Source organism: Salmonella sp. NW884, assembly GCF_051700745.1.
GTDB lineage: Bacteria > Pseudomonadota > Gammaproteobacteria > Enterobacterales > Enterobacteriaceae > Salmonella > Salmonella enterica.
Genome location: NZ_JAMMDE010000003.1, coordinates 136702 through 158062 on the forward strand (window position 1 = coordinate 136702; position 21361 = coordinate 158062).

Annotated in this window: 22 protein-coding genes; 15 read left to right on the forward strand and 7 right to left on the reverse strand. The window is 53.5% G+C overall.

What is annotated here, in order from left to right; all coding sequences use genetic code 11:
- Position 1 precedes the first annotated feature (1 nt).
- Positions 2–1096 (forward strand): surface-exposed outer membrane lipoprotein YaiW, encoded by a 1095-nt coding sequence (gene yaiW, locus NA197_RS08595; protein ID WP_023227296.1) that lies wholly within the window; start codon positions 2–4, stop codon positions 1094–1096.
- Between the two features lie 37 nt (positions 1097–1133).
- On the opposite strand, the gene NA197_RS08600 is transcribed toward yaiW, so the two are convergent.
- Positions 1134–1442: a YaiY family protein gene (locus tag NA197_RS08600; RefSeq protein ID WP_000763139.1), complete on the reverse strand. Its 309-nt coding sequence runs from the start codon at positions 1440–1442 to the stop codon at positions 1134–1136.
- A gap of 267 nt (positions 1443–1709) precedes the next feature.
- On the opposite strand from NA197_RS08600, the gene NA197_RS08605 reads away from it, so the two are divergent.
- Positions 1710–1925 carry a DUF2754 family protein gene (locus tag NA197_RS08605; protein WP_001239240.1) on the forward strand — a complete coding sequence of 72 codons (216 nt, stop codon included), beginning with the start codon at positions 1710–1712 and terminating at the stop codon, positions 1923–1925.
- Between the two features lie 25 nt (positions 1926–1950).
- Here NA197_RS08605 and ddlA read toward each other — a convergent pair whose 3' ends face one another.
- Positions 1951–3045, reverse strand: coding sequence for a D-alanine--D-alanine ligase (gene ddlA, locus NA197_RS08610; RefSeq protein ID WP_001096592.1), 1095 nt, complete (start codon positions 3043–3045; stop codon positions 1951–1953).
- A 77-nt stretch (positions 3046–3122) separates the two neighbouring features.
- Between ddlA and NA197_RS08615 the strand changes: the two genes are divergently transcribed.
- From NA197_RS08615 to adrA, 5 genes are all read left to right on the forward strand, one after another.
- The gene (locus NA197_RS08615; RefSeq protein ID WP_000480792.1) at positions 3123–3836 is read left to right on the forward strand and encodes an extensin-like domain-containing protein; all 714 of its coding nucleotides are present in this window, start codon (positions 3123–3125) and stop codon (positions 3834–3836) included.
- A 168-nt stretch (positions 3837–4004) separates the two neighbouring features.
- Positions 4005–5216, forward strand: a complete 1212-nt coding sequence (locus tag NA197_RS08620) for a multidrug efflux MFS transporter (RefSeq protein ID WP_000446768.1) — start codon at positions 4005–4007, stop codon at positions 5214–5216.
- 296 nt (positions 5217–5512) lie between these two features.
- Positions 5513–5773 (forward strand): anti-adapter protein IraP, encoded by a 261-nt coding sequence (gene iraP / locus NA197_RS08625; protein ID WP_438796682.1) that lies wholly within the window; start codon positions 5513–5515, stop codon positions 5771–5773.
- 348 nt (positions 5774–6121) lie between these two features.
- Complete coding sequence (gene psiF / locus NA197_RS08630; protein WP_000705162.1) at positions 6122–6442, forward strand: phosphate starvation-inducible protein PsiF; 321 nt, start codon at positions 6122–6124, stop codon at positions 6440–6442.
- Positions 6443–6533: 91 nt separating this feature from the next.
- Complete coding sequence (gene adrA / locus NA197_RS08635; RefSeq protein ID WP_000484095.1) at positions 6534–7646, forward strand: diguanylate cyclase AdrA; 1113 nt, start codon at positions 6534–6536, stop codon at positions 7644–7646.
- Between the two features lie 14 nt (positions 7647–7660).
- Here the strand turns inward: adrA and proC are convergent, their stop codons facing one another.
- A complete protein-coding gene (gene proC, locus NA197_RS08640) occupies positions 7661–8470 on the reverse strand; it encodes a pyrroline-5-carboxylate reductase (protein ID WP_000412193.1) in 810 nt (269 codons plus the stop codon).
- A 139-nt stretch (positions 8471–8609) separates the two neighbouring features.
- Here proC and NA197_RS08645 point away from each other — a divergent pair, with 139 nt between their 5' ends.
- The 5 genes from NA197_RS08645 to ppnP all read left to right on the forward strand — a co-directional run bounded on the left by NA197_RS08645 (position 8610) and on the right by ppnP (position 11296).
- Positions 8610–9065, forward strand: a complete 456-nt coding sequence (locus NA197_RS08645; RefSeq protein WP_000158137.1) for a YaiI/YqxD family protein — start codon at positions 8610–8612, stop codon at positions 9063–9065.
- Between the two features lie 184 nt (positions 9066–9249).
- Positions 9250–9795: a shikimate kinase AroL gene (gene aroL, locus NA197_RS08650; RefSeq protein ID WP_064043203.1), complete on the forward strand. Its 546-nt coding sequence runs from the start codon at positions 9250–9252 to the stop codon at positions 9793–9795.
- 26 nt (positions 9796–9821) lie between these two features.
- Complete coding sequence (gene yaiA, locus NA197_RS08655; RefSeq protein WP_001143161.1) at positions 9822–10013, forward strand: protein YaiA; 192 nt, start codon at positions 9822–9824, stop codon at positions 10011–10013.
- A gap of 250 nt (positions 10014–10263) precedes the next feature.
- Entirely contained in the window at positions 10264–10941 is a 678-nt protein-coding gene (locus NA197_RS08660; protein WP_001276437.1) for an AroM family protein, read from the forward strand.
- A 70-nt stretch (positions 10942–11011) separates the two neighbouring features.
- Complete coding sequence (ppnP, locus tag NA197_RS08665; protein ID WP_000941953.1) at positions 11012–11296, forward strand: pyrimidine/purine nucleoside phosphorylase; 285 nt, start codon at positions 11012–11014, stop codon at positions 11294–11296.
- A gap of 42 nt (positions 11297–11338) precedes the next feature.
- Here ppnP and rdgC read toward each other — a convergent pair whose 3' ends face one another.
- Entirely contained in the window at positions 11339–12250 is a 912-nt protein-coding gene (gene rdgC, locus NA197_RS08670) for a recombination-associated protein RdgC (RefSeq protein WP_000964305.1), read from the reverse strand.
- Positions 12251–12375: 125 nt separating this feature from the next.
- Between rdgC and mak the strand changes: the two genes are divergently transcribed.
- Positions 12376–13284: a fructokinase gene (gene mak / locus NA197_RS08675; protein ID WP_001219273.1), complete on the forward strand. Its 909-nt coding sequence runs from the start codon at positions 12376–12378 to the stop codon at positions 13282–13284.
- Between the two features lie 19 nt (positions 13285–13303).
- Here the strand turns inward: mak and araJ are convergent, their stop codons facing one another.
- The 3 genes from araJ to sbcD all read right to left on the reverse strand — a co-directional run bounded on the left by araJ (position 13304) and on the right by sbcD (position 18988).
- Complete coding sequence (gene araJ, locus NA197_RS08680; RefSeq protein ID WP_000755616.1) at positions 13304–14476, reverse strand: MFS transporter AraJ; 1173 nt, start codon at positions 14474–14476, stop codon at positions 13304–13306.
- A gap of 172 nt (positions 14477–14648) precedes the next feature.
- Positions 14649–17789, reverse strand: a complete 3141-nt coding sequence (gene sbcC / locus NA197_RS08685; RefSeq protein WP_079849381.1) for an exonuclease subunit SbcC — start codon at positions 17787–17789, stop codon at positions 14649–14651.
- Positions 17786–18988 (reverse strand): exonuclease subunit SbcD, encoded by a 1203-nt coding sequence (sbcD, locus tag NA197_RS08690; RefSeq protein WP_001221259.1) that lies wholly within the window; start codon positions 18986–18988, stop codon positions 17786–17788. Before sbcD ends, sbcC begins: the two co-directional genes overlap by 4 nt.
- 214 nt (positions 18989–19202) lie before the next feature.
- Between sbcD and phoB the strand changes: the two genes are divergently transcribed.
- A complete protein-coding gene (gene phoB / locus NA197_RS08695) occupies positions 19203–19892 on the forward strand; it encodes a phosphate response regulator transcription factor PhoB (protein WP_000113921.1) in 690 nt (229 codons plus the stop codon).
- 69 nt (positions 19893–19961) lie between these two features.
- Complete coding sequence (phoR, locus tag NA197_RS08700) at positions 19962–21257, forward strand: phosphate regulon sensor histidine kinase PhoR (RefSeq protein WP_000893645.1); 1296 nt, start codon at positions 19962–19964, stop codon at positions 21255–21257.
- Positions 21258–21361: the final 104 nt, after the last annotated feature.

The following is a 21361-nucleotide window of genomic DNA, read 5'->3' on the forward strand; positions in this document are numbered from 1 at the left end:
TATGTCGGCGGCGTCCCGTCTTTATCCTCTGCCTTTTCTGGCGGTTGCCATATTGGCTGGCTGTAGTAGTCAATCCGGGCAGCCGGTGAGCAAGGGCGAGAAGCCTGTCGACGTGGCAAGCGTAGTACGTCAGAAAATGCCGGCCAGTGTCAAAGACAGAGAGGCCTGGGCGAAAGATATCGCGACAACGTTTAAGAGCCAGGGGCTGGCGCCGACGGTAGAAAATATCTGTTCGGTGCTGGCTGTCGCCCAGCAGGAGTCCGGTTATCAGGCGGATCCTGTCGTGCCGGGGCTAAGTAAAATCGCCTGGCAGGAGATTGATCGCCGCGCTGAACGACTACACATCCCGCTGTTTCTGGTGCACACCGCGCTGAAAATTAACTCCCCCAACGGCAAGAGCTATAGCGAACGGCTGGACACGGTAAAAACCGAAAAACAGCTTAGCGCTATTTTTGACGATTTTATCAATATGGTTCCTATGGGGCAGACGCTATTTGGCTCATATAACCCGGTGCATACGGGCGGCCCGATGCAGGTCAGCATTGCCTTTGCCGAACAGCACGCGAAAGGTTATCCGTGGAAGATGGCGGGTACGGTACGTCAGGAGGTCTTTACGCGCCGTGGCGGGTTGTGGTTTGGAACTTACCATTTGCTGAATTACCCGGCGAACTACAGCGCGCCTGTTTTCCGCTTCGCCGACTTCAACGCGGGATGGTACGCCAGCCGTAACGCTGCGTTCCAGAATGCCGTCAGTAAAGCCAGTGGGGTAAAACTGGCGCTGGATGGCGATCTGATTCGTTATAACAGCAAAGAACCGGGCAAAACAGAGTTAGCGGTGCGCAAACTGGCAGGGCAGTTGGGAATGAGTGAGCGTGAAATTCGCAGCCAACTGGAAAAAGGCGATAGCCTGGCGTTTGAAAAAACGGCGCTCTACAAGAAAGTCTATAAACTGGCCGAGGCCAAAACGGGCAAGACGCTTGCGCGGGAAATGTTGCCCGGTATTCAACTGGAAAGCCCGAAGATCACGCGTAAGCTGACGACCGCCTGGTTTGCTAAACGAGTTGATGAGCGACGGGCGCGGTGTATGGGGGGATAAATTTCGCGCTGGGATATTTTCTCCAGCGCGCTAAGGTTTATTGGTGACGGTGACGCCAGCGTAAAAACGCGGCGATAACGGCGAAAATGAGGCAGCCCGTGAGGAAGGGCACCAGGCCAAAAATCGTCCCGACGCCCAGCCCAATCTCTACCCGTGGTCGACCTGTATCCTGTACCTGCATCAGATGCTCATAGATACCCGGCGCATGAACCAGCAGGTTTAAGAGTTGCGCTCCGGCCCAGAAGCAAAACAGTACAAATATGGCGTAAGCAATATTTCCGGGCGTAGAGGAGGTTTCTCGATGCTTCCCGCTGAACAGCGATTTTGAGAGAGTGAAATCAGCCATAAAGACCTCCAGGATGATCGGCTACGATCTGGCGTTATGCCATCGGCTTACTGTGAAGTCTGACAGGTCATTGTGTTTGTCAATATCAGAATCATGGTAATTTCACATACGGAATGTATCCATCGCGTAAATTTTTGTTAGTTGTCACAAAACGATCACTTTTATCAAAATCAATTAACATTTAAGAAATTCCGTATCCCCCACAGACTCGCTCGCCAGAAGTATGCAAAAATACGTTTTTGTTGCTGTTAATACGTCGGAGTCGTTATGCGTTTGCCCGTAAAAATTCGTCGTGACTGGCACTACTATGCCTTCTCTATTGGCCTTATCTTTATTTTGAATGGCGTCGTAGGATTGCTGGGTTTTGAGGCGAAAGGATGGCAAACCTATGGCGTTGGGCTGGTAACGTGGATTATTAGCTTCTGGCTGGCGGGGTTCATCATTCGCCGGCGCGAAGATGACGAGGTAAAAGACGCCCGATAAACGTTGCGCTATCGGGCGTGCGGTATTACATCGTGGTTTTTAAGGCGTTATTCGCCGCATGGCGTTCCAGCGCCAGCTCAATCAGGCGGCTGATCAAATCGGTATAGCCCAGTCCGCTCGCCTGCCAGAGTTTTGGATACATACTGATATTGGTAAAACCTGGCAGCGTATTGATCTCGTTAATCACGACCTCATTGTCTGCCGTTAAAAAGACATCGACACGCGCCATACCCGCGCACCCCAGCGTCTGATAAGCCTGGATCGCAATCGCGCGAATCTTGTCATTCACCCCGGAAGGGAGCTGCGCAGGTACGACAACTTGTGCGCCGTTATCATCAATATACTTAGTATCGTAGGCGTAAAATTCGCTATTCAGTACGATTTCGCCGCAGGTGCTGGCCTGTGGGTTATCGTTACCTAATACGGCGCATTCGATCTCGCGCCCTTTGATCCCTTGCTCCACCACCACTTTATGATCGAATTCGAAAGCCAGCGCGACCGCCTGCTGATATTGCGCTTCGTTAGCGACTTTACTGACGCCGACCGAAGAGCCCTGATTGGCGGGCTTAACGAACAGCGGCAGTCCCAGACGGGATTCAACCTCGGCAAAACTAAACGCGTGACGATTCGTTCGGGTGAGTGTAATAAACGGGGCGATATTCAGTCCTGCATCGCGTAGCAGTCGTTTGGCGACGTCTTTATCCATGCAGGCTGCGGAGCTCAGCACGTCTGAACCGACAAACGGTAAGTTTGCGACGCGCAGCATCCCCTGCAATGAGCCGTCTTCGCCCAGCGTACCGTGGACGATAGGAAAAATAACATCTACCGTCGGTAGCGGCTGCCCGTTCTGAGCGTTAATCAATTGGTGTTGGTGTTTGCCAGGCACCTGGGCCAGACTGATTGCCGAAGGACGTAGCGCGATATGTGCCGGATCGTCTGCATTCTGCAAATAATTTTCCGCATCGTTAACATGCCATTGTCCCGCCTTATCTATCCCTAACAGCACCACGTCGAAGCGGGTTTTATCGATCGCATCAACGATATTTTTCGCTGATTGCAAAGACACTTCATGTTCCGCCGACTTACCGCCAAATACTATTCCTACCCGCAATTTCGCCATCTTAAAAACCCATTCCATCGAATGCAAAGCGTATACATTACCACGACAAAACGCGGGTTTCGCGGGCTTCTGCCATAATGTTTATGGGATGTGAGAACGGAGGCCGCGTGAGAGGTAAGGGTTTTCTGATTATTGTGCTGTTGGGCGGTATTGGCGGGCTGGGATATCGTTATCTTCCCTCTTATTATAATCCTTTTGCTCCGCTACAACTTGCCGATCCGCCAGGCTGGATCACGACCTTCAAACTACAGCGCCTTACGCCGTCGCAGTGCCGGGAGCTGTTGACGGCGGCCAATCAACAGGGATTAATTTCATCACAACCTGTTGCGGATAGCGCTGGTGAATGTCCCTTGTCCCATGTTGTGCGCGTCAGAGATTTTGGCCAGGTTAAACTGAGCAGCAGTTTTTTAGCCTCCTGCCCGTTGGCGCTGCGCTCCGCGCTGTTTGTCGAACAGCAGGCAAAACCTTTAACAGAAACGTGGATGAAGCGCCGCCTGACCCGCATCGAACATCTGGGCAGCTATGCCTGCCGTAATATTTATCACCGCCCGGATGCGCGTCGCAGTGAACATGCCAGCGCAGAAGCGCTGGATGTCAGCGGGTTTCAGCTATCGGATGGCCGAAAAATCACTGTTCTGCGCGGCTGGGGGCGTGAGGAGACGGGGCCGTGGTTACGCGCTATGTTAAACGCCAGTTGCCATTATTATGGCAATGGGCTCGGGCCTGACTATAACGCTGCGCATGCTAACCATTTTCATCTTGGAATGCGGGGCTACGGCGTGTGTCGTTAAAGCATAAACGTCTGCCTTGCGCGGCTATATAATGTGACATGTTTCACAAAAATGATGAACGGGGAGACAAAATAGCAAAGTGTGACGTATCGCACCTCTGGAACCACCAGGAAAAAGAGAACTTGCTAAGCTAGCGCGTATTTTCAGCTACTTACCGTTACGAGTCTTATGGAATCCTGGAAAGTTAATCTAATTTCCGTTTGGTTTGGATGTTTTTTTACCGGGCTGGCAATCAGCCAAATCCTGCCATTCTTACCCCTTTATATTTCCCAGCTTGGCGTCTCTTCCCATGAAGCGTTATCAATGTGGTCCGGGTTAACGTTTAGCATCACGTTTCTTATTTCCGCCATTGTGTCGCCGATGTGGGGCAGTCTTGCCGATCGTAAAGGGCGTAAACTGATGCTATTGCGCGCGTCGCTCGGGATGGCGATAGCTATTCTACTGCAGGCATTTGCGACCCATGTCTGGCAACTTTTCCTGCTGCGCGGAATCATGGGGTTAACGTCAGGCTATATCCCCAATGCCATGGCGCTGGTAGCCTCTCAGGTACCGCGCGAACGTAGCGGCTGGGCGCTCAGTACGCTTTCTACCGCGCAGATCAGCGGCGTTATCGGCGGGCCGTTAATGGGCGGCTTTGTCGCGGATCATATCGGGCTGCGGGCGGTATTTCTGATTACCGCCATGCTGTTGGTGGTGAGCTTTCTGGTCACGCTATTTTTAATTAAAGAAGGCGTGCGTCCGGTCATCAAGAAAAGCGAACGCCTGAGCGGTAAAGCCGTTTTTGCGTCGTTACCTTATCCTGCGCTGGTGATCAGTCTGTTTTTTACCACGATGGTCATTCAACTCTGTAATGGTTCCATCAGTCCAATCCTGGCGCTGTTTATCAAATCAATGATGCCGGACAGTAATAACATCGCCTTTCTTAGCGGGTTAATCGCCTCGGTGCCCGGTATCTCCGCGCTTATCTCCGCGCCTCGCCTGGGAAAACTTGGCGACAGAATCGGCACGGAAAGAATTCTGATGGCCACGCTTATCTGCGCAGTGCTGCTTTTCTTCGCGATGTCCTGGGTCACCACGCCGTTCCAGTTGGGGCTGTTGCGTTTCTTGTTGGGCTTTGCCGATGGCGCGATGTTACCCGCCGTACAAACGTTATTGGTGAAATACTCCAGCGACCAAATTACCGGACGTATTTTTGGCTACAACCAGTCATTTATGTATCTGGGCAACGTGGTTGGGCCGTTGATGGGCGCGACGGTATCGGCGATGGCCGGTTTCCGCTGGGTTTTTATCGCTACGGCGGCGATCGTGTTGATCAATATCGGGCAACTGACCCTGGCGTTACGTCGTCGGCGTAACGCGCAAAAAGCGAAAGGCCAATAGCGGTGCATCGTAACGGCGCTTCTGCCGTTACGATATGGTTTAAATTAAAAGATATATTCTTTATCCGTGAAGTTTTTCTATAGATGGCATAACCTTAAATTATGATATAGCGTGATTATTGTTTTTTGATGGTTTATTATCGTCTCGTTTACGGCCTGAGAAACGTTTCGCTGCGGCGACAGTGATAATTATTTGTGTAAAGTTCTTCCTGTATCATAAAAATAGTACTTTCAGCCTCTAGGCAGTGGTTCTTCATAGTGATAACGTCACCCTGGAACTAATAAGGAAATATGGTCATGAAAAATCTCATAGCAGAGTTGTTGCTTAAGCTAGCCCAAAAAGAAGAAGAGTCGAAAGAACTGGTTGCTCAGGTAGAAGCGTTAGAGATTATCGTCACAGCAATGTTACGTAACATGGCGCAAAACGAGCAGGAGATGTTGATACGTCAGGTAGAGGGGGCACTTGAAGGCGTAAAGCCGGATGCCAGCGTTCCTGATCACGATACGGAATTGCGGCGCCAATATGTAAAAAAGTTGCTGAGACACCCCCGGCACTAATCGTATTTAAAACAACACAGTTGTTATAACGTTACTTTTATAAAATAGCCCTGGCCGCTTCGTTTTTATTTTCTTCTGGTTAATACAGAGCAAAATAAAAACGAAGCGGCTATGGTAATAACAGTGTAACGTTATGCGTTGTTCTTCTGCATCCTGCGTGACTGTGGATAATCGAGTTGCACATTAGCCTACGGTTTGTCAATCAATAAAACATATATTGCTAACGGTAAGTAATACTTTTACTGCCGGGTGGTATTTTTGCCAGTAACAGCCAGACTTATATAAAGTCCCTGGGATATTTCCCAAAGGGACAACGTGTAATGCGTACACTGACAAAAGGATGGTGCTATGAAAATAACATTACTGGTGACTTTACTTTTTGGCCTGGTCTTTTTAACCGCCGTCGGCGCAACCGAGAAACCGTTAACGCCGCAACAGCAGCGCATGACGACCTGTAATCAGCAGGCGACAGCGCAAGCGTTGAAAGGCGATGCGCGTAAAACTTACCTTAGCGACTGTCTGAAAAACAGTAAGTCAGCCCCTGGCGAGAAAAGCCTGACGCCGCAACAGCAGAAAATGCGTGAATGCAATGTTCAGGCGACGGAACAATCACTGAAAGGCGATGACCGTAGCAAGTTTATGAGCGCCTGCCTGAAAAAAGCGGCGTAGTGCTATCGGGTGAGCCCTGAAAAACACTCACCCGAAATTTCATACTTCCTCCATGCGCTCTGTTTCTATAATTTGGGAAAATTGTTTCTAAATGTTCCCAAAAATAATGAATGATGAAAATTTTTACCGAAAAGCGGTTGAACAGGCGGTAGCGCCGCCTGACCCTCCTGATGATCGTCAGCGCTCCGGGTTGCGCTTCGCCCGGCGCATCAGGCTACCGCGTGCGGTGGGGTTAGGGGGGATGTTTTTACCGGTGGCCGCCGTGTTAGTGACGCAACCTGTCTTTGGCGGCTGGTGGTTATTACTGGTCGGCTGGTCTTTTGTCTGGCCGCATCTGGCGTGGCAGTGGTCGGCGAAAGCCCTTGATCCGCTACGCCAGGAAATTTACAACCTGAAAGTGGATGCGATCCTCTCCGGCATGTGGATCGCGCTGATGGGCGTCAATATGTTGCCTGCCGCCGCGCTGTTTATGATGATGAGCATGAATCTGATGGGGGCTGGCGGGCGGCGGCTATTCACTGTCGGAATGGGCCTTTTGCTGGCGTCATGTCTGGTGACGTTGCAGCTTACCGGGCTACCCGTCGCTATGCGAAGCTCGTCGCTGGAAGTCACGCTCTCTTTGCCCGTCATTATGTTGTATCCGCTTCTGTTCGCCTGGGTAAGTTACCAAACGGCCATTAAATTAGCGGAACATAAGCGACGCTTGCAGGCGATGAGCTCGCGGGATGGCATGACCGGCGTCTATAACCGACGCCACTGGGAAATTTTATTACGTAATGAATTCGATCACAGCCGACGCCACCATCGGGAGGCGACATTGTTGATTATCGATATCGATCATTTTAAGAGCATTAACGACACCTGGGGACATGATGTTGGGGATGAGGCTATTATCGCCCTGACGCGTCAATTACAGTTAACGCTACGCGGGAGTGATATTATCGGGCGCTTTGGCGGCGACGAATTTGCGGTGATTATGTGCGGAACGCCGGCAGACAGCGCGATTACCGCCATGTCGCGAGTGCATGAACGGCTAAATACCTTACGCTTGCCGGGCGCGCCGCAGGTCATGTTACGTATCAGCGTGGGCGTGGCGCCGTTAACGCCACAAATCGGTCATTATCGGGAATGGCTAAAGTCTGCGGATATGGCGCTTTACAAAGCAAAGAATGCCGGACGTAACCGCACCGAAGTGGCGGCATGACGTCCAGCCGGGCTTCAGGATTTACTGAGCGCCTCTGATTTTTCCATACACTTCGTCATCGCTTCTATTACCGCAGCGCGGAAGCCACGTTCTTCCAGAACGCGTACGGCTTCAATTGTCGTTCCGCCAGGTGAGCACACCATATCTTTCAGTTCGCCGGGATGCTTTCCGGTTTCGAGTACCATTTTCGCCGATCCCATAACGGCCTGCGCGGCGAATTTATAAGCCTGAGCGCGAGGCATACCGCCCAGAACGGCTGCGTCCGCCATCGCCTCGATAAACATAAAGACATAGGCCGGCGAAGATCCGCTCACGCCAACCACCGGATGGATCATCGGCTCAGCAATCACTTCCGCCTCGCCAAAGCAGCGGAAAATATTCAGGACATCAGCCGTATCTTCCGGTGTGACCAGCGCGTTGGGCGTGACGGAGGTCATTCCTGCGTTGACCAGCGACGGCGTATTCGGCATAGCGCGAATGATTTTACGGTCGTGTCCCAGCGCGCGCGCAAGCTGATCAAGCGTTACGCCTGCGGCGATAGAGACCACTAGCGAGTCTTTGTTCAGGCTGGAGGAGATTTCACTGAGCACTTTCACCATAATGCCCGGTTTTACCGCGCCGAAAACGATATCCGCGACCTGAGCGACCTCCTGCGCGCTTTGCGCCGCATTAATGCCGTACTGATCATGCAGGGCGGCGACTTTATCGGGGGAGGGGGTATAGACCCAGATCTGGCCGGGAAGTACCTGACCGCTGGCAATCAGTCCGCCAAGAATAGCCTTGCCCATATTACCGCAGCCAATAAAACCGATTTTCTTCTCCATCTCGTCACTCCCTATGTTTGTGTGTTATGGGGAATGGTTAGCTTAACGCGGATTGAAAACGGGCAGAAGGAGAAACAGCACTTTGATGAAAGACAAAAGCGCGAGACAATAAAAGATTGTATACCGTACGGGAGACATTATGACCATCTGGGTGGATGCGGATGCGTGTCCGAATGTCATTAAAGAAATTTTGTACCGCGCCGCCGAGCGGATGCAGTTGCCGCTTATTCTGGTTGCCAATCAGGCCTTGCGCGTGCCGCCTTCGCGTTTTATCCGCACGCTTCGCGTGGCCGCCGGGTTTGACGTGGCGGATAACGAAATCGTGCGTCAATGCGAAGCGGGCGATCTGGTGATTACCGCGGATATTCCGCTGGCGGCTGAAGTGCTGGAAAAAGGCGCTGCGGCTCTTAATCCCCGGGGAGAACGCTATAGCGACGCCACGATTCGCGAACGTCTGACGATGCGTGACTTTATGGACACGCTACGCGCCAGCGGCGTACAAACGGGGGGGCCAAACACTCTCTCGCCGCGCGATCGTCAGCATTTTGCCGCCGAGCTGGATAAGTGGTGGCTGGAAAGCCAGCGTAAAAAATAAATCCTGTAATGAAAAATTTACAGTTTATTCATTTCTGATTCTTGCTATAGTACTAATATTGTGACTTTAGTACCTTTGTGTAAATTATTATTTACATTTATGCATTGTACTAGTTAGATGATATGATTATAACATTGCTGATATCAAATCCTGCGTATGCGCAGTTCCTGGGGGAACGCCTGCTATGATGCAACCTCTTTATCTTGTTGGCCCGCGGGGCTGTGGGAAAACCACCATCGGTATGGCGCTGGCGCAGGCAACCGGTTTCCGGTTTGCGGATACCGACCGCTGGCTGCAATCGCACGTGCAGATGAGCGTCGCTGATATCGTTGAAAAAGAAGGCTGGGGAGGGTTCCGCGCCCGGGAAACCGCGGCCCTGGAGGCGGTAAGCGCGCCTTCGACTGTCGTGGCGACGGGAGGCGGTATTATTCTCACGGAGTATAACCGACGTTATATGCACTGTGTTGGCGTAGTGATTTATCTGTGCGCGCCGGTATCCACGCTGGTTAACCGGCTTGAGGCTGAACCTGAAGCGGATCTGCGCCCGACCCTCACCGGCAAGCCGTTGAGCGAAGAGGTTCGGGAAGTGCTTGAGCAGCGTGACGCGTTGTATCGCGAAACGGCGCATTACATTATTGACGCGACGAAAGCGCCGGCCCAGGTCGTTTCTGAAATTATTGCGGCGCTGCCGCCGTCGACGCAACGGTTACAGGGAGATGTCTATACTTAACGCTCACCCAGAATAAAGGAAACGCTATGCCAACCAGACCACCTTATCCGCGGGAAGCTTATATCGTCACCATTGAAAAAGGCACGCCGGGCCAGACGGTGACGTGGTATCAGCTACGGGCTGACCATCCAAAACCTGATTCGCTCATCAGCGAGCATCCGACCGCAGAAGAAGCGATGGATGCGAAAAAACGTTACGAAGATCCGGATAAATCATAGACGCATGAACCACTCGGAAGGGATTCCGGGTATCCCTAAATTGTATCTCCATCACATTCTTGAAACATTTATACTGGCAACTAAAACCGTAAATTAAGCGATAACAATACAATATTGGAGTTATTTGGAATCTTTACACAATACGTTGCTCATCTGCTGCTACGCTTTCTGAGATTTGTAGGGCAGGTAGCGCGGTGAGCGTGTGAATATTTGCCCGGGAATTACGACGAAGTAATAAGGTGGAATAAAAATGAGTGCGTCGTTGGCAATCCTCACAATCGGCGTTGTGCCAATGAGCGAAGTGTTACCGCTTCTGACGGAATACATCGACGAACAACACATCACCCATCATAGCCTGCTGGGAAAAATGAGCCGGGAAGACGTTATGGCGGATTACGCTGTAGAGCCTGGCGACGATCCGCTTTTGACGTTGCTGAATGATAACCAGATAGCCCATGTTTCCCGCCAGAAAGTGGAGCGAGATTTACAGAGCGTTGTCGAGGTGCTGGATAATCAGGGTTACGATGTCATTATACTGATGAGCACCGCGGCGATTAAAAGTATGGCAGCCCGTAATTCTATTTTGCTTGAACCGCTGCGTATTATTCCACCGCTTGTCGCCTCTATTGTGGATGGACATCAGGTGGGCGTGATTGTGCCTGTTGCAGAACTTCTGGCGGCCCAGGAGAAAAAATGGCAGGTATTGCAAATGCCGCCGGTGTATTCGCTGGCGAATCCGGTTCACGGTTCTGAGCAACAGTTAATTGATGCCGGGCAGGCGCTACTGGATCAAGGCGCGGACGTCATTATGCTGGATTGTCTGGGTTTTCATCAGCGTCATCGGGATATTTTACAGCAGGCGCTGGATGTGCCGGTTTTACTCTCTAACGTTTTGATTGCGCGGTTAGCTTCAGAACTGCTTGTCTAATTTTACGTGACAGGCCGAACGTCAGGACTCTATATTGGGTGTTAATTTAATAATGAGACGGGGCCTGATTATGCTACAAAGCAATGAATACTTTTCCGGGAAAGTTAAGTCTATTGGATTTACCAGCAGTAGCACCGGCCGGGCCAGCGTTGGTGTGATGGCGGAAGGGGAGTATACCTTTGGCACCGCCGAACCCGAAGAGATGACGGTTGTGAGCGGCGCGTTGAAGGTACTGTTGCCGGGAACTGTCGAATGGAAAGTGTATACAGCCGGTGAGGTGTTTAACGTGCCTGGCCACAGTGAGTTTCATCTCCAGGTTGCTGAGCCCACCTCGTATCTGTGCCGCTATTTGTAACGGAACGGTGAGTCCCCTCTCCGGCGGAGAGGGACCCTCTGGTTAGCGCTGCGCTTCGCCGCCTAATCCTTCCACCAGGCTTTGAATCAGCGCCGCCAGCTCGCCGGTCATCAGGATAAAGTCCGCGTCAAAACGTTGGGCAAAATCTTCCCGGTCGATATCTTCGTTCTGATCGCGCAGCTCATCGCAGAATTTCAGGCGCTTAATGGAGCCGTCGTCGCACATGACGAATTGAATACGCTGCTGCCAGTCGAGCGCCAGCTTCGTGACCACTTTACCCGCTTCAATATGAACGGCGATCTCGTCGCTGACCAGATCCTGCTTTTTCGCGCGGATCACGCCGCCATCTTCCAGCATCGCTTTCAATTCGGCTTCGTCCAGCAACTGGAAGCCCTGAGCGACCGTACCGGAGCGCACCCACTCTGTGAGCGTCAGCTCAATCGGATTTTCCAGCGCCAGCGGGACGACTGGCAGCGAGCCAAGACTTTTACGCAGTAGCGCCAAAGTATCTTCCGCTTTTTTCGCGCTGGCGCAGTCAACCATAATCAGGCCGTTAACGGTATCAATCCACATCATTGTCTGACTGAAGCGGCTAAACGCGCGCGGCAGCAACGAATGCAACACTTCATCCTTCAGGGAATCTTTTTCCGTCTTCTTCAGCTTGCGTCCCTGATCGGCTTCCAGTTTCTGGATTTTCGCCTCCAGTGCCTGTTTGATCACTGGCGATGGCAGGATTTTCTCTTCTTTGCGCGCGCAAATAATAATTTGGCCATTGGCGGTGTGCGTTAACGCATCGCTGTGAGAGCCCATCGGCGGAACCCAGCCCATTTTGGCCATATCCTGGCTACCGCATGGGGTAAACGTCATTGAGGCGAGCTGTTTCTCCATCTCTTCGGCGCGTAATGTGATATCGCGGCTAAGACGGTAAACCATTAAATTTTTGAACCACAGCATGATAATTTCCACGGCCTTGTCGTTAAATCCAGGCGGTATAGTAACGAATTGTCGGCAGGCTTGCATTGCCAATCAGAACGGTGAATTCTACCCTGTTGATATTCCCAAAAAATGAGGAGCGGTATGTGCGTATTGGTATCGATTTAGGCGGCACAAAAACGGAAGTCATTGCGCTTGATGATGCAGGAGAGCAGCGGTTTCGCCATCGTCTGCCTACGCCGCGGGAGGATTATCAGCAAACGATAGAAACCATCGCTACGCTGGTCGACATGGCGGAACAGGCGACCGGCCAGACCGGTAGCGTTGGCATTGGCATTCCCGGTTCTCTCTCGCCTTACACCGGCGTGGTAAAAAACGCTAACTCTACGTGGCTTAACGGCCAGCCGTTCGATAGCGATGTGAGCCGTCGTCTGAAGCGTGAAGTGCGGTTAGCCAACGATGCCAATTGCCTGGCGGTATCAGAGGCGGTAGATGGCGCGGCGGCGGGGGCGCAAACGGTATTTGCGGTGATTATCGGTACCGGGTGCGGCGCGGGCGTAGCGCTAAATGGCCGGGCGCACATCGGCGGCAACGGTACGGCAGGCGAATGGGGCCACAATCCGTTGCCGTGGATGGATGACGATGAGTTGCGTTACCGCGAAGAAATTCCCTGTTATTGCGGTAAACAAGGCTGTATCGAAACCTTTATTTCCGGTACGGGATTCGCCACGGATTACCAGCGTTTGAGCGGTAAAACGCTAAAAGGCGATGAGATTATTCGTCTGGTCGACGCGCAGGACGCCGTGGCGGAACTGGCGATAAGCCGTTATGAGCTACGGCTGGCGAAGGCATTATCTCATGTCGTGAATATTCTGGATCCGGATGTCATTGTGCTGGGCGGCGGTATGAGCAATGTTGAGCGCCTGTACAAAACGGTTCCGTCGCTGATGAAATCGTTTGTTTTTGGCGGCGAGTGCGAGACGCCGGTACGTAAGGCGCGGCATGGCGATTCGAGCGGCGTGCGCGGCGCGGCCTGGCTGTGGCCGCTGGCGTAACGTTTCTAGCCGGATGGCGTCATCCGGCAACCGGCGTGACCGATGGCTGCTTGTGTTTTAGACGTCCGTATACCAGCAACGACGACATGGCGGAAAACGAGAGCAGGGCGGCGGGAAGCGCCACGTAGTGGTACGCAAAACCTAGCGTCAGCATCAGCCCGCCGCACCAGGCGCCAATCGCGCTACCGAGATTAAACGCGATTTGCCCTCCCGCCGCGCCCAGCAGTTCGCCGCCTTTGGCGTTTTGCAACAGCAGGATTTGCAGCGGCGCAGAGAGCGCAAACAGACCAGCGCAGCAGATAAACGCGAAAGTCAGCGATGCCGTTTTGTATCCGCTGAAGAAAAAGAGCGCCATGAGAGAGAGCACGATAACGAGGTCAGTTACTACCGCGATGCGCAGCGGCGTATATCTGCCGGAGAGTTTGCCGCTTAACAGATTGCCTAACACCATCCCCAGCCCGACCAGCATCATAATAAACGTCATGCTCGTCTCCGAAAAACCGGAGATGTACATCATAAATGGCTTGATATAGCTGAACCAGGCAAAAACGCCCGCATTGCCGAACATCGTGGCGGCGAAAATGAGCCACGGCGCGGGGCTACGCAAGAAGTGGAACTGCTCGCGCAGGCTGCCTTGGGCTTTGTCGCGAATATCCGGCACCCAGAAGAAAATCGCGGTGAGCACGGCGATGTTGAAAACCGCGATCAATAAAAAGGTGTAGCGCCAGCTAAATTCCTGGCTCAGGTAAGTGCCGAACGGAATGCCCACCAGATTCGCCACCGTCATCCCTGAAACCATACCCGCGACGGCGGCGGTGACCTTCCCGGGGCGGATAATCTTTGACAGGACAATGGCACCGACGCCAAAAAAGGCGCCGTGTGGAAAGCCGGAAACCAGTCTGCCGACGGCGAGCATCAGATATGACGAGGAAAAGGTAAATATGGCATTGCCCATCACGCACAGTATGACCAGAAACAGCAGTATATGTTTAAGCGAAAAGCGGCTGGAAAAGAGCGCCATTACAGGCGCGCCCAGCACGACGCCGAAGGCGTAAAACGAGATCATATGCCCGGCGGCGGGAATCGTTATCCCGACATCGCGTGCCAGCTCCGTCAGCACGCCCATAATGCCAAACTCGGCCATCCCCAGTCCGAACGTACCCAGCGCCAAAGAAAAAATAACTTTTTTCATACCACCTGCCGAAAATGAAGACGCATGTCGCGCGCTGTGGCTATGAATTGTCACAGCCAATCAACGTATAGCTTGCGGATAAGCGCGAGGTAATACCATTCCTTATTCGTCTTTGTGTATTCATTATTATGCTATGTCATGACGGTATGCTGTGCGCAGGATGACACTCGCGTTACTCCACGGCAAACGCTTTGTCCAGTTTGCTATAACCAAGCCCATTGATTTTTTTCACTTTTATCTGCACGGGGATACGTTCTTTCATGGCTTCCACGTGGCTAATCACACCGATGGTCTTCCCGCTGGCATTCAGCGCGTCGAGCGCATCCAGCGCGGCGTCCAGCGTTTCGCTATCAAGCGTGCCGAAGCCTTCGTCCAGGAACAAGGAATCAATGCGCGTTTTATGGCTGACCAAATCTGATAACGCCAGCGCCAGCGCCAGGCTGACCAGGAAGCTTTCGCCGCCTGATAACGTTCGCGTATCGCGCACGGCGTCGGCCTGCCAGGTATCGACAACCTCCAGTTCCAGCGCGTCGCTGGCTTTGCGCTGCAATAAATAGCGGCCATGCAGGCGGGTGAGCTGATGATTCGCCAGCCAGACCAGATTATCCAGCGTCAGTCCCTGGGCGAATTTGCGGAACTTATCACCTTCTTTAGAGCCGATCAGCGCATTGAGATAGCCCCAGTCTTCCACTTGCTGAGAGGCTTGCTTCATTTCCGCCATCAGCGCCCGTTGGCGCTGCCGATTATCTGCATCCTGTTTAATTTGCTGGCGGATTTCCCCCTGGCGTGTCGTGTTCTCGCGCAGTTGTTGCGCCAACTGCGCCAGCCGCTGCGCGAGCTGCTCCGCCGTACACGTTGGGTCCAGACCGGCGGGTGGCTGTTGCTGATGGTCAGCCAGCGCCTGCGCGGACTGCGCGCTTAACGCCTTCGCTTGTTGTAGCTGACTTTCCAGCGTTTGTTGTTGTTTTTCCAGACGGGTCACGGTCTCTTCATCCAGCAACGCCGCCAGGAACGTTGCCTGGCTGTCAAACGGGCTATTTTTTAACGCCGCATCAAAGTGCGCTATCGCCTCGGCGGCGCGCTGCTGTTCCTGCGTCGTCTGTTCCTGCAGGGTTTGCAACTGGCTTTGTAATGACACGCACTCATCATGCGTCTGCCGCCAGTTATCCAGCGGCACGTCGTCGTCGGAATCCGCGGTATCCGTTTGCGGTAGCGTCTCCAGCAACGGGGCAAGCCTGTCGATCTGCGTTTGCAAATCCGCGAACTCTGTCTGACGCTGTTGCCATATTTTCGCTTCGTCGGCGCGCTCATTCAGCCAGGAAGCCTCGTCTTCTGGCGCAGGAAGGGAAAGCGTATACTGCGCCAAATCAGCCGTCAGCGACGCCTGACGCTGTGCAATCTGCGCGGTAAAGCGCGCTACCTGTTCAGTATGCGCCGCGATTTGCGTTTGTAGAGCATGACGCTGGCTGAGCTGATCCAACTGTTGCTCATGCTCTTCCGCGGCGGTCAGCCAGCCAGCGAGGTCTTCTTGCGGCTGGAGCTGAACGCCCAGCGTAGCGCACAGCGTTTGCCATTCCTCAGTAAGCGCTTGCTCCTCCTGCAACAACGACTGCGCCTCGCTTTCATCCCGCTGTAATTGTTGCGTTAAGGCATCTAACTGTCCTCGCAGCGCAGCGCCTTCTTCCGCCAGCGTTTTGACCTCTTTTTCCAGCGCGTCGCGGCGGGTTTGATTCGCGCTCAGTTCCAGCGCCTGATAGGCGGCGATGGCGGGGTGCGTCGTCGAGCCGCAAAGCGGACACGGCTGGCCGGACTGTAAGTGCGCCCGCTGGCTTTCCAGATCTTTGATGCGCGCCTCCTGCTCGCAAATAGTGCGAACGTCCGCAAGCTCCTGCGCTTTAGTCTTATAACTCAGGCGCTTATCCGCCAGACGTTGGGTGTATTGCGCCTGTTCCTGATGATGACGCGCGATAGCTGCCTGTAGCTGCGCCTGACGCTTTTGTTTCGGGACTATTTGCCCCTGAAGCGCGGCGAGACGATGGCGTAGCGGACGCTGCCGGGTATGCAATGCTCTGGCTTCCGCCAGCGCCTGTGGCGTGAGGTCGAGCGTGAGCGGCGGTAGCGCATCACGCTGACGCATATCGCTCAGCAACTGCTGTTGCCATTGGCTCAGTTGCGCCCGGTCGTGGGATTGTTGTGTTAATAATGCTCGCCACCCCGCCAGTTCGCTGCGCCAGACGCGGATGCCGTCATGTTCCGCCAGCCATGTCTTCAACCGCTGCTCTGTGGCGTTCAGTTGCGTGAATTGTCGATGCGCGCAGGCGCGGATACGCTGGCGCAGGCGATACGCGCTTTGTAAGCGAGCATTCACTTCATCACTGTGCTGGCGAACACGCTCAACGGCGCGGGTTTGTTCCTGAATGCGCTCCCAATGCGGGCGCAACTGGCGAGCAGGTTGCGCCAGCGTCAGCGCCGCGAGCTGCGGCTGCGCTTTTTCTCGCGCCTCTTGCGCCGCGTACAGCGCCTGCTGCCGGGCGTGTAATTCAGTGTGGAGCTCGTTTTTTCGGGTCAGCCAGTGAAGGTGCTGCTGCTGTCCTTGCTGGTCGGCCAGCAGGCGTTTCTCTTCGTCAGTAAGCGCCTGCAAACTGGCTTCCAGTTGCTGTAACTGTTCGTCTGCCAATAGGGCGACGCCGCTGGCCTGCGCTTGTAACTTTTCCAGTTCGAGACGGGCTGATTTATGTTTTTCAAATACCTGTGCGGAGATCTGCCCGTAAATCTCAGTGCCGGTGAGCTCCTCCAGAAGCTCTGCGCGCTCTTTCGCTTTGGCGTTAAGAAAGGCGGCGAACTGCCCCTGTGATAACAACATCGAACGGGTGAAGCGCCCGTAGTCCAGCCCGGTCAACGTGGCGATCATCTCCAGTTTATCCTTTACCTTATCGGCAAAGATCTTTCCGTCTGAACACCGCGCCAGCTCCACGCGTGGGGACTGGAGATTGCCGTCAGGCTGATTTCGGGCTCGGTTCTGGCTCCAGAACGCGCGCCAGGCTTCGCCTTTTACCTCGAACTCCACTTCGGCCAGACATTCCGCTGTATCGCGCGTCATCAAATCGTTTTGCGATTGCGATACCGTATTCAGGCGCGGCGTTTCGTGGTACAGCGCCAGGCAGATGGCGTCAAGCAAGGTGGTTTTTCCCGCGCCGGTCGGGCCGGTAATGGCGAATAACCCGTTACTGGCAAACGGTTCGGCGGTAAAGTCGACCTTCCACTCTCCTTTCAGCGAGTTCAGGTTTTTCAGACGCAAACTGAGAATTTTCATGCCTCATGCTCCTCATTCAACGCGTAGAGCGTGCTGGAAAAGAGCTGATTCAGGCGCTCGCGCTGCGGGGGATCTAACGCTTCCAGCGCCAGACGCCGCGCAAAAACCTCCTCCACGCTAAGCTCGCTTAATGTTTCCCGCCGCTCGTTCGCCAGCGAGCGCTCGCGCTGTTCGCGGCTACGGCGCACCAGTAATACCTCTACGGGGAGTGACTCCGTTAATGTCTGTATTCTGCGTTGGATATCGTGCAGATAATCATCGGTGGTGATTTCAATATCCAGCCAGACGGGGGGCGATTGCTCAACGCCGCGCCACTGCTCAAGCTGTTCGGTAATTGACGCCAGGTCGCCTTTTAAAACCGCCAGCGGTTGAGTCACGGGGACAGCCAGACTTTCGGTGCTTTGCCATTTCCCCTGGTCGAAGGTCACCAGATGCACGCATTTGCTTTTGCCGCACTCATCAAAGCTGAGGGCGATGGGCGAGCCGCAATAGCGGATATGCTCTGTACCACCGACACATTGCGCGCGGTGAATGTGTCCCAATGCGATATAATCCGCGGGGGGGAAATGCTGCGCCGGAAAGGCATCCAGCGTACCGATATAAATGTCGCGAACCGCATCGCTTTTGCTGGCGCCGACGGTGGTTAAATGTCCCGTTGCGATAACCGGCAGCTTTCGTTCGCCGCGTAGCTGGCATGCTTCCTGATACTGCTGTTGATAATAATCGGCAATCGCATGAAGAAGTTGCTGCTGTTTCTCGCTGCCGGATAACCCCGCCTGACTGGTAATAATGTCGCGCGGGCGCAAAAAGGGAATGGGGCACAGTACGGCGCCCGGAGAACCGTCGCGACGATGAAGTAGCCGCGGCGCATAGCCCGCGCTGGCGATCACGGTTGTATTGAGAAACGCCAGAATGTCGCGCGACTCGTTTAGCGTGGCGACGGAATCATGATTACCGGCCAGCACCACCAGATGACAGCCCGTTTGCTGTAAATTAACGACGAAACGGTTATAAAGTTCTCGGGCATAGCTTGGCGGCGAACCGGTATCAAAAATATCGCCAGCGACAATAATGGCATCCACCTGATGGGCCTGCGCGGTCTCCAGCAGCCAGTCCAGAAAAGCCTGATGCTCCGCGGCGCGGCTTTTACTGTAGAAGTTTTGTCCCAGATGCCAGTCAGAGGTGTGGAGGATGCGCATAATTGTTCCATGCAAAAAAAGCGTGAACGGGATTATACACGTCATCCCCTCCATTTTTGGGCGCAATTTACCGCCGGTACACGGTAATGCACGGTTTCACCGGTGTCATAAATCATCAACATGCTGTCAATGCCGCTTTTTTTTTTCATAAATCTGTCATAAATCTGACGCATAATGGCGCGGCATTGATAACTAACGACTAACAGGGCAAATTATGGCGAGACGTATTCTGGTCGTAGAAGATGAGGCGCCGATCCGTGAAATGGTGTGCTTCGTGCTCGAACAAAATGGCTTTCAGCCCGTAGAAGCCGAAGATTATGACAGTGCGGTGAATAAACTTAATGAACCCTGGCCGGATCTCATCCTTCTTGACTGGATGTTGCCCGGCGGGTCAGGGTTACAGTTTATTAAACATCTCAAACGTGAGGCCATGACCCGGGATATTCCTGTGGTTATGCTGACCGCGAGAGGTGAGGAAGAAGATCGTGTGCGCGGGCTGGAAACCGGCGCTGACGATTACATTACCAAGCCGTTTTCCCCCAAGGAGTTGGTGGCGCGCATTAAAGCCGTTATGCGGCGCATCTCGCCGATGGCGGTCGAAGAGGTGATCGAGATGCAGGGACTGAGCCTTGATCCTGGCTCTCACCGCGTGATGACCGGCGACAGCCCGCTGGATATGGGGCCGACCGAATTTAAATTACTCCATTTCTTTATGACGCACCCGGAACGGGTTTACAGCCGCGAACAGCTACTCAATCATGTCTGGGGCACCAATGTGTACGTTGAAGACCGGACGGTCGACGTGCATATTCGCCGTTTGCGTAAGGCGCTGGAGCACAGCGGCCACGACCGGATGGTGCAAACGGTACGCGGGACAGGGTATCGTTTTTCGACCCGCTTTTAATGCCTTTTCCGCCAGTAGAACACAGGTTTCTGGCGGAGAAGGCTTTCCATTCTTGAGGGAGTATGACGCGTGCTGGAACGGCTGTCATGGAAAAGGCTGGTGCTGGAGCTGGTGCTCTGTTGCATCCCCGCGCTTATCCTTAGCGCTTTTTTTGGTTATCTGCCGTGGTTTTTACTGGCGGCGGTGACGGGACTGCTTGTCTGGCATTTCTGGAATTTATTACGTCTTTCCTGGTGGCTTTGGGTCGACAGAAGTATGACGCCGCCGCCGGGGCGGGGAAGTTGGGAACCGCTGTTATACGGTTTACACCAGATGCAGTTGCGAAATAAGAAGCGTCGCCGCGAGCTGGGGAACCTGATTAAACGTTTTCGCAGCGGCGCGGAGTCGCTGCCTGATGCCGTGGTACTGACCACAGAAGAGGGCGGCATTTTTTGGTGTAACGGTTTGGCGCAACAGATACTGGGGCTACGCTGGCCGGATGACAACGGGCAGAATATTCTCAATCTACTGCGTTATCCGGAGTTTACCCAGTATTTAAAAACGCGTGATTTCACCCGTCCGCTTCATTTGGTGCTCAATACCGGGCGGCACCTGGAGATCCGCGTCATGCCTTATACCGATAAACAACTCCTGATGGTGGCGCGCGATGTGACGCAAATGCATCAGCTTGAAGGCGCCAGACGTAACTTTTTCGCCAACGTTAGCCATGAGTTGCGTACGCCATTGACGGTATTGCAAGGCTATCTGGAAATGATGCAGGAACAGGCGCTGGAAGGGGCGACGCGAGAGAAAGCGCTGCATACGATGCGCGAGCAAACGTATCGTATGGAAGGGCTGGTAAAACAACTGCTTACGCTGTCTAAAATTGAGGCGGCCCCGGCGCTGTTATTAAATGAAAAAGTGGATGTACCGATGATGCTGCGGGTCGTGGAGCGTGAAGCGCAGACGCTCAGCCAGCAGAAACATACCTTTACGTTTGAGGTCGACGATAGTCTTAGCGTTCTGGGTAATGAAGAGCAGCTACGTAGCGCGATCTCAAACCTGGTGTATAACGCGGTAAACCATACGCCGGCGGGAACGCATATTACGGTGAGCTGGCGACGTGTCGCGCATGGCGCTGAGTTTTGCATTCAAGATAACGGTCCGGGGATTGCTGCCGAGCATATTCCTCGTCTGACCGAACGCTTCTACCGCGTCGATAAAGCGCGTTCGCGGCAAACGGGCGGCAGCGGCCTGGGATTGGCGATTGTGAAACATGCGTTGAATCACCATGAAAGCCGCCTTGAAATCGACAGTTCGCCTGGCAAAGGAACGCGATTTAGCTTTGTGCTGCCGGAACGTTTAATTGCCAAAAATAGCGATTAATTGCCTTTCGTAAGTATAACTTTCCATAAGCCAGCGGATGCTGGCTTATTTTCTTTGCAGTTAAGACGGACTCGTTGAAACATTCAACGTTTGGTGATTTTTTG

Bases quoted from the DNA above. Each gene is read 5' to 3' on its own strand.
- NA197_RS08620 (WP_000446768.1), top strand. From the start codon at position 4,005: ATGGAATCCTGGAAAGTTAATCTAATTTCCGTTTGGTTTGGATGTTTT.
- NA197_RS08615 (WP_000480792.1), top strand. From the start codon at position 3,123: ATGTTTATGGGATGTGAGAACGGAGGCCGCGTGAGAGGTAAGGGTTTT.
- yaiA (WP_001143161.1), top strand. From the start codon at position 9,822: ATGCCAACCAGACCACCTTATCCGCGGGAAGCTTATATCGTCACCATT.
- NA197_RS08605 (WP_001239240.1), top strand. From the start codon at position 1,710: ATGCGTTTGCCCGTAAAAATTCGTCGTGACTGGCACTACTATGCCTTC.
- yaiW (WP_023227296.1), top strand. From the start codon at position 2: ATGTCGGCGGCGTCCCGTCTTTATCCTCTGCCTTTTCTGGCGGTTGCC.
- NA197_RS08645 (WP_000158137.1), top strand. From the start codon at position 8,610: ATGACCATCTGGGTGGATGCGGATGCGTGTCCGAATGTCATTAAAGAA.
- phoB (WP_000113921.1), top strand. From the start codon at position 19,203: ATGGCGAGACGTATTCTGGTCGTAGAAGATGAGGCGCCGATCCGTGAA.
- aroL (WP_064043203.1), top strand. From the start codon at position 9,250: ATGATGCAACCTCTTTATCTTGTTGGCCCGCGGGGCTGTGGGAAAACC.
- ppnP (WP_000941953.1), top strand. From the start codon at position 11,012: ATGCTACAAAGCAATGAATACTTTTCCGGGAAAGTTAAGTCTATTGGA.
- araJ (WP_000755616.1), bottom strand. From the start codon at position 14,476: ATGAAAAAAGTTATTTTTTCTTTGGCGCTGGGTACGTTCGGACTGGGG.
- ddlA (WP_001096592.1), bottom strand. From the start codon at position 3,045: ATGGCGAAATTGCGGGTAGGAATAGTATTTGGCGGTAAGTCGGCGGAA.
- adrA (WP_000484095.1), top strand. From the start codon at position 6,534: ATGTTCCCAAAAATAATGAATGATGAAAATTTTTACCGAAAAGCGGTT.
- NA197_RS08600 (WP_000763139.1), bottom strand. From the start codon at position 1,442: ATGGCTGATTTCACTCTCTCAAAATCGCTGTTCAGCGGGAAGCATCGA.
- sbcD (WP_001221259.1), bottom strand. From the start codon at position 18,988: ATGCGCATCCTCCACACCTCTGACTGGCATCTGGGACAAAACTTCTAC.
- iraP (WP_438796682.1), top strand. From the start codon at position 5,513: ATGAAAAATCTCATAGCAGAGTTGTTGCTTAAGCTAGCCCAAAAAGAA.
- psiF (WP_000705162.1), top strand. From the start codon at position 6,122: ATGAAAATAACATTACTGGTGACTTTACTTTTTGGCCTGGTCTTTTTA.
- rdgC (WP_000964305.1), bottom strand. From the start codon at position 12,250: ATGCTGTGGTTCAAAAATTTAATGGTTTACCGTCTTAGCCGCGATATC.
- sbcC (WP_079849381.1), bottom strand. From the start codon at position 17,789: ATGAAAATTCTCAGTTTGCGTCTGAAAAACCTGAACTCGCTGAAAGGA.
- NA197_RS08660 (WP_001276437.1), top strand. From the start codon at position 10,264: ATGAGTGCGTCGTTGGCAATCCTCACAATCGGCGTTGTGCCAATGAGC.
- proC (WP_000412193.1), bottom strand. From the start codon at position 8,470: ATGGAGAAGAAAATCGGTTTTATTGGCTGCGGTAATATGGGCAAGGCT.